The 7748-nt window shown below is 71.4% G+C and carries 3 protein-coding genes and 1 pseudogene; all 4 read left to right on the forward strand.

What is annotated here, in order from left to right:
* Positions 1 to 28 precede the first annotated feature (28 nt).
* Positions 29 to 1981 carry an APC family permease gene (locus tag DE149_RS08140; protein ID WP_036382845.1) on the forward strand — a complete coding sequence of 651 codons (1953 nt, stop codon included), beginning with the start codon at positions 29 to 31 and terminating at the stop codon, positions 1979 to 1981.
* Positions 1982 to 2140: 159 nt separating this feature from the next.
* Complete coding sequence (locus DE149_RS08145; protein WP_020625083.1) at positions 2141 to 3613, forward strand: class I SAM-dependent RNA methyltransferase; 1473 nt, start codon at positions 2141 to 2143, stop codon at positions 3611 to 3613.
* A gap of 201 nt (positions 3614 to 3814) precedes the next feature.
* The gene (gene acnA / locus DE149_RS08150; RefSeq protein ID WP_020625084.1) at positions 3815 to 6517 is read left to right on the forward strand and encodes an aconitate hydratase AcnA; all 2703 of its coding nucleotides are present in this window, start codon (positions 3815 to 3817) and stop codon (positions 6515 to 6517) included.
* A gap of 183 nt (positions 6518 to 6700) precedes the next feature.
* Positions 6701 to 7463: pseudogene (locus DE149_RS08155) on the forward strand (transposase); the annotation flags it as partial.
* Between the last annotated feature and the right edge of the window lie 285 nt (positions 7464 to 7748).

The following is a 7748-nucleotide window of genomic DNA, read 5'->3' on the forward strand; positions in this document are numbered from 1 at the left end:
CCGGGCCCGGCGGGGGTACCGTGGTGCGGTGGCCACGCTGTCCTCCCTCCTGCGCCGCGGCCTCCTCGGTCGCCCCGTGACGTCGCACGCCGCCGACGAGCCCCGCATGAACCGGTGGCGGGCGCTGCCCGTGACGTCGTCGAACGCCCTGTCCTCCCTCGCCTACGCCCCGGACGAGGTCATCCTCACCCTGGTCGCGGCCGGCACGTCCGCGCTCGCGCTCGGACCCGCCGTCGGCTGGGCCGTCGTCGCGGTGATGCTGCTCATCGTCGTGTCCTTCCGCGCCGCGGTCGCCGCCGTTCCGCACGGCGGCATCTATCACATGGCCGGCATGAAGCTGGGCCCGAGGGCCGGCGTCGTCGCCTCGGCCGCGCTCCTGCTGGACTTCGTGTTCACCGCCGCGGTCTCCGTGGCCGCCTTCGCCCACTTCGTGGCGGCGCTGGCCCCCGGACTCACCGTCGGCAGCCGCGTGCTGGTGGCCTCGGCCGCGCTCGTGGGCGTACTGCTGGCCGCGCTCCGCGGGGTGCGGCTGTCCCGGTGGGTGCTGCCCGTGCTCGTGAGCGTGTTCGTCGCCCTGACCGCGCTGCTCGTCCTGGCGGGCCTGTGGCAGGAGGGCCGTGGGCTGCTCGGCGCGGCGCCGACGGCCGGCTGGACGCAGGAGGGCGCCGGGGTCGGCGGGACCGTCGGCACCGTGGCGACGGCGCTGCTCGCCCTGCGCGCGTTCAGCGCGGGATCGGTGCTGCTCACCGGCGTCGAGGTGCCGGTCTCGAGCACCCGCCTGATGGCCCGGCCGGCCGTGCCCACGGTGCGGTGGGTGCTCACCGTGATGGCCCTCACCCTCGGCGCGCTGACCGTGGGCGTCATGCACCTGGCCCAGCGCACCGGCGTCGTCGTCGGGCTGGAGCTGGAGAACCTCCGGGACGCCGCGGGTGCCGAGGTCACGCCCGACCGCGCCCCCGCCCCCGTGCTCGCCCAGCTCGCGGACACCGTGTACGGCCCGGGCAGCATCCTGTCCGTCGCCACCATCGCGGCCACCGCCCTGCTCCTGCTGTTCGCGGCCAAGTCGGCGTTCCGCTCGTTCCCCGCCCTGGCCGCGCGCGTGGCCGAGGACGGCTACCTGCCCCGGCAGCTGAGGGTCCGCAGCGACCGGCTGGTGCACACGTGGAGCGTCCTCGGGATGGGGGCCGTGGCCCTCTCGCTCGTGCTGTTCTTCGAGGCCCGGACCGCCCTGCTCGTGCAGCTCTACGTCATCGGCGTGCTGCTGGCCTTCACGCTCGCGCAGGCCGGCATGCTGCGGCTGTGGCGCCGCCGGCTCGTGCACACACCGGGCGCCCGGGCCCGCGCGGCCGTCCGGCTGCGCCTGATCATCACGGCGGTGGCCTGGGTGGTCACGGCGCTGGCGGGCGTCGTCGTCCTGGTCACCCGCTTCACGCAGGGCGCGTGGGTGGCGCTGCTGGCGATCGTGCTCGGCTCGCTGGTTATGGGGCGGATCCGCCGCCACTACGCGGACGTGGACCGCGAGCTCGCACCGGACCCCCAGGACGACGCGCGGGCCCTGCCCTCGCGGGTCCACGTGGTGGTCGTCGTGACCACGCTGGACCGGCCGGCGCTGCGGGCGCTGGCCTACGCCCGCGCGTCGCGGCCGTCCTCCCTCGAGGCCGTCGTCGTGGACGCCGAGCGCGCCGCCACCCTGGAGGTGATCGACGCCTGGGAGCGTGCCGGCCTGCCGATGTCGCTCACCGTGATCGCCTCGCCCTACCGCGACACGGTGGCCCCCCTGGTGCGGCATGTGCGCGAGCACCGACGCCGCTCCCCGCGGGACCTGACCATGGTGTTCATCCCGGAGTACGTGGTCCGGCCGGGCTGGCGCACGCTCCTGCACAACCGGACCGCCACCCGCCAGACGCGGCGACTGCAGCGGGAGCCGGGCGTGATGGTGGGCTCGGTGCCGTGGCAGGTCCACGAGGGCCAGGGCTCTTGACCGCCCCGGCGCCCCCGGGGAGCGGCGGATGACGCCGTCCGACGGCGCGCCCACGATCGAGGCGACACAGCCGCATCGGTCTGCAAGGATGATGATGATCTGACCAGTCGATGCTCAGGGCAAGACCTGAAGCGCGCTGCGATGCGAGAGGAGCCAGACATGGCAGTCGTCGACACGTCCACAGACGTCACCGGGATCGGGAGGACCATCGAGGTGGAGGTCGGGGCCATGGCCCACGGCGGCCACTGCGTGGCCCGGCACGAGGGGCGGGTCGTCTTCGTGCGCCACGCCGTGCCCGGCGAGAAGGTCCGGGTGGCCCTGACCGAGGCCGAGGACGGGGCCCGCTTCTGGCGCGGCGACGTCGTGGAGGTGCTGCGGCCCTCCGAGTTCCGCCGCATCCACCAGTGGAAGCTCGCGGACATGCTGCGCGCCCACGCCTCGGGTCGCCCGCCCGTGGGCGGCGCCGAGTTCGGCCACATCGTGGTCCCGCACCAGCGCCGGCTCAAGGCCCAGGTCTTCCGGGACACGGTGCACCGCATCGCCGACCTCGCGGTGGAGCCGGAGGTGTGCTTCGCCGGCTCCGAGGACGAGCCCACCGGCCAGCGCTGGCGGACCCGGAACGCGTTCGCGGTGACCCCCCAGGGGCACATCGCGATGCACGCCTACCGTTCGGCGACCCTCCTACCCGTGCGCAACATGCCGCTCGGCGTGCCGGCCCTCGATGCGCTCGCCCTGTGGGACTGGGACTTCACCGGAGCCGCCCGCGTGGACGTCGCGACGCCGGCCTCCGGCTCCCGCCCCCTCGTGCTGGTGACGCCCACCCCGCAGACGCGGGCGGACGAGGTCAAGCTCGGCCGGCTGCGCACCCGGATCCGCCAGGCGGCCAATGCGTGCGGCGTGGACGTCTCCACCGGCCTGGCCCTGCCCGGCCCGAAGCAGTTCCAGCCGGTCAAGGTCGAGCGCATCACCGGCAAGACCTGGGTCGAGGAGACCGTGGAGTCCGAGCGCGGCGGCACCAAGCGCTTCCGCGTCACGGGTGACGGCTTCTGGCAGGTCCACCAGCACGCCCCGGCCACCCTCGTGGACGCGGTGCTCGAGGACGCGCGCGTCGAGCCGGGCCAGGTCGTGGCCGACCTCTACGGCGGCGCCGGCCTGTTCAGCGCGTACCTGGCGGACGCCGTGGGACCCGAGGGCCGCGTGTACTCGGTGGAGGCCTCCCGCCAGGCCTCGAAGGACGCCCGCCGCAACCTGCACGACCAGCCGCAGGCCTCGGTGCTCAACGGCCCCACGGACAAGGTGCTCGGCAGCTGGCTGAAGTACCCCGAGCGTCCCGTGGCGGACGGCGGCCTCGGCGGTGCCGCGCTGGACACCGTCGTCCTGGACCCGCCGCGGGCGGGCGCGGGGCGGCGGGCGATCGAGCGCATCCTCGCGCTCGAGCCGGGCCGCATCGTGTACGTCTCGTGCGACCCCGCCTCGTTCGCCCGCGACCTGGCGTGGCTGCGCGACGGCGGCTACGAGGTGGAGCGCGCCCGCGTGTTCGACCTCTACCCGGACACCCACCACCTCGAGTCGGTGACCGTGCTGGTGCCGGCCGCCCAGAGCGCCCCGGCCGCGGCCGTCGTCGAGATCTGACCCGGCATCCGCGTGGCGGCCTGCGGGCCGCCGCGCGCCATGCCCGCGTCACACGGGACCGGCGCGGTACCCTGGGACGCAGTGCGGCACCTGTGACGCAGACGACGCCCGTCCCGGACGGGGCGCGGTCCGCGGCCGCGGGTGACCACCCCCCACTGGACGAGCGCCCGGAGGAAACCGGGCGGGAAGAGGAGTCCTCTCGTGACCACCGTCGACAGCTTCGGCTCCAAGGGCGTCCTGGACGTCAAGGGCGCCGAGTATGAGATTTTCCGTCTGAACAAGGTCGAGGGGGCGCAGAAGCTGCCCTACTCCTTGAAGGTGCTGCTGGAGAACCTGCTGCGCACCGAGGACGGCGCCAACGTGACCGCCGACCAGATCAAGGCCCTGGCCGCCTGGGACCCGAACGCCCAGCCGGACACCGAGATCCAGTTCACGCCGGCGCGCGTGATCATGCAGGACTTCACCGGCGTGCCCTGCGTCGTGGACCTGGCCACCATGCGTGAGGCCATCCAGGACCTGGGCGGCGACCCGGAGCGCGTGAACCCGCTCTCCCCGGCCGAGCTCGTGATCGACCACTCCGTGCAGATCGACTCCTTCGGCAACGACGCCGCCATCGAGCGGAACATGGAGATCGAGTACGAGCGCAACGGCGAGCGCTACAAGTTCCTGCGCTGGGGCCAGACCGCCTTCGACGACTTCAAGGTCGTCCCCCCGGGCATGGGCATCGTCCACCAGGTCAACATCGAGAACCTGGCCCGCACCGTGATGACCCGCGAGGTCGACGGCGTGCTGCGCGCCTACCCGGACTCCTGCGTCGGCACCGACTCGCACACCACCATGGTCAACGGCCTGGGCGTGCTCGGCTGGGGCGTCGGCGGCATCGAGGCCGAGGCCGCGATGCTCGGCCAGCCCGTGTCCATGCTGATCCCGCGGGTCGTGGGCTTCAAGCTGACCGGCAGCATCCCGTCCGGCGCCACCGCGACCGACGTGGTGCTGACCATCACCGAGATGCTCCGCCAGCACGGCGTGGTCGGCAAGTTCGTCGAGTTCTACGGCGAGGGCGTCGGCTCCGTGCCCCTGGCCAACCGCGCCACCATCGGCAACATGTCGCCCGAGTTCGGCTCCACCGCCGCGATCTTCCCGATCGACGAGGTCACCCTCGACTACCTGCGCCTGACCGGCCGCTCCGAGGAGCAGGTCGCCCTCGTGGAGGCGTACACCAAGGAGCAGGGGATGTGGCACGACCCGTCCTCCGAGGTCGCCTACTCCGAGTACCTCGAGCTGGACCTGTCCACCGTGGTGCCCTCCATCTCCGGCCCGAAGCGTCCCCAGGACCGCATCGAGCTCACCGACTCCAAGGACCAGTTCCGCAAGGACCTGCACAACTACGCCACGCAGGACGAGGCCGGCGAGGGCCGCCCGTCCAAGCTCGTGGACGTGGCCATGCCGGACGGCCGCCAGTTCCAGCTGGACCACGGTGCCGTGTCCATCGCCTCGATCACCTCGTGCACCAACACGTCAAACCCCTCCGTGATGATGGCGGCCGGCGTGCTGGCCCGCAACGCGGTCGCCAAGGGCCTGAAGTCCAAGCCGTGGGTGAAGACCTCCGTGGCCCCGGGCTCCCGCGTGGTGACCGACTACTACGAGAAGTCCGGGCTGCGCGAGTCCCTCAACGACCTCGGCTTCAACGTGGTCGGCTACGGCTGCACCACCTGCATCGGCAACTCCGGCCCGCTGGAGTCCGAGATCTCCGAGGCCATCCAGGAGAACGACCTGTCCGTGACCGCGGTGCTCTCCGGCAACCGCAACTTCGAGGGCCGCATCAACCCGGACGTGAAGATGAACTACCTGGCCTCCCCGCCGCTGGTGGTCGCCTACGCCCTGGCCGGCACCATGGACTTCGACTTCGAGAACGAGGCCCTGGGCCAGGACACGGAGGGCAACGACGTCTTCCTCAAGGACATCTGGCCGGACCCGACCGAGGTCCAGCAGATCATCGACGCGTCGATCGACACCGAGATGTTCACCTCGCAGTACGCCACGATCTTCGACGGCGACGAGCGCTGGCAGTCCCTGGAGACCCCCTCGGGCTCCACCTTCGAGTGGGACGAGAAGTCCACCTACGTGCGCAAGCCCCCGTACTTCGAGGGCATGACCATGCAGCCGGACCCGGTGTCGGACATCTCCGGCGCCCGCGTCCTGCTCAAGCTGGGTGACTCCGTGACCACGGACCACATCTCCCCGGCCGGCTCCTTCAAGTCGGACACCCCGGCGGGCCGCTACCTGCTGGAGAACGGCGTGCAGCGCAAGGACTTCAACTCCTACGGATCCCGTCGTGGCAACCACGAGGTCATGATCCGCGGCACGTTCGCGAACATCCGCATCAAGAACCAGCTGCTCGACGGCGTGGAGGGCGGCTTCACGCGCGACTTCACCCAGGAGGGCGCCCCGCAGGCCTACGTGTACGACGCGGCGCAGAACTACGCCGAGCAGGGCACCCCGCTGGTGGTCCTGGGCGGCAAGGAGTACGGCTCCGGCTCCTCCCGTGACTGGGCGGCCAAGGGCACCGCGCTCCTGGGCGTCAAGGCCGTGATCACGGAGTCCTTCGAGCGCATCCACCGCTCGAACCTCATCGGCATGGGCGTGCTGCCGCTGCAGTTCCCGGAGGGTGAGAACGCCGACTCGCTGGGCCTGACCGGCACCGAGACCTTCGACATCTCCGGCATCACCGCCCTCAACGAGGGCACCACGCCGAAGACCGTGAAGGTCACGGCCACCGGTGAGGACGGCAGGGTCACCGAGTTCGACGCGGTCGTCCGCATCGACACCCCCGGTGAGGCCGAGTACTACCGCAACGGCGGCATCCTGCAGTACGTGCTCCGTCAGATCGCCGCGAAGGCCTGATCCACGGGACACCGCCCGCGCGCGGGCACCACGACGACGGCGGCCCGCCGCCCTCCGCACGGAGGGCGGCGGGCCGCCGTCGTCGTGGCCGCTGGGGCCGACCCCGGTGCACGACCGCTCTTCATCCCCCAGTTCAGAGTCCGGCTCACCCTCGGGCCAGACGGGCCTAGGGCGTGTCTGACAATGAATCCAGGGTCGGCTGGCGCCCTCGAAGACACGTCCCGGTTCCAGATGCTCCCCGCCTGCACGGGCCGGCAGGGGCGGCCGTTCGCCGATGACCGCACGAGGGTCGAAGCCATCATCCACCGGGACAGGTGCTTCGATCCCGTGGCGGGACCTGCCCGAGGTCTCCGGGCCCTGGCTGAGTAGTGTGGACCTGGCACGGCCGCATGGCCGAAGAGGGCACCTGGGACACGGTGCTGGCAACACGGACCACCTGCAGCGGATGCCGAAATCCTGATCGATTGGTCGGTCTCGGTCGACTCCACGATCGCCCGCGCCCATCAGCACGCGAGGAACACCACCCGGCTCAGAGGGGCTGGATCGAACGACAAGGAATCCGCGTGAAGAGCCCGCCGATCACGGCCTCGGGCGCTCACGGAGCGGGCTGAGCACGAAGACCCATCAGCTGGTCGACGGTGCTGGGCGAGAGGGCGTACTCATCGCGGGCGATCGGCACCCATCTGCGCGCCGGTGGCATCAAGGCCGTCCTCCCCAACCGGCTGACCAGCAGGGCCACCGCAGACGCCGCGGCTCGGCCGGCGGCCGACCCGTGGGCCTGGACTCGGAGGCTTACACGGGCCGGAACGTGATCGAGCGCCAGGACGCGCACCTGAAGCAATGGCCGGGCCTGGCGAGCAGGTACGACGAGTACGCGATCGTGTACTGGGCTGCCGTGGTCCTGAATGCTGTGCTCGCGTGGTCGACGGCATTGTCGGACACGCCCGAGTGGCGTGTTCGAACTGATCGACGATCCAGGTCAAGTGCTCGAGAAGCTCGGCGAGGCTCAGCACCGGCAGGTATGAGCGTGAGGACCTGGACAGAGAGGATCCCCCGAAATGCACATCGTGAAACAGAGTGAGCGATGTAGTGCTCTTCAGTTGGCACTGGTTGATATTGGTCGACGAGGCTTCAGCCCTTTCTGGTGATGCCCTGCGATGACTCTGAAGCCGGCTCTCGGGCGAATCCTCACATCGGGACGCCGAGACCCTGTGGGAGTCCAAGGATGGGA

It is taken from the genome of Micrococcus sp. KT16, from assembly GCF_003315015.1.
Lineage (GTDB): Bacteria > Actinomycetota > Actinomycetes > Actinomycetales > Micrococcaceae > Micrococcus > Micrococcus luteus.

Coding starts and splice junctions, on each gene's coding strand:
- DE149_RS08145 (WP_020625083.1), top strand. CDS start 2,141: ATGGCAGTCGTCGACACGTCCACAGACGTCACCGGGATCGGGAGGACC.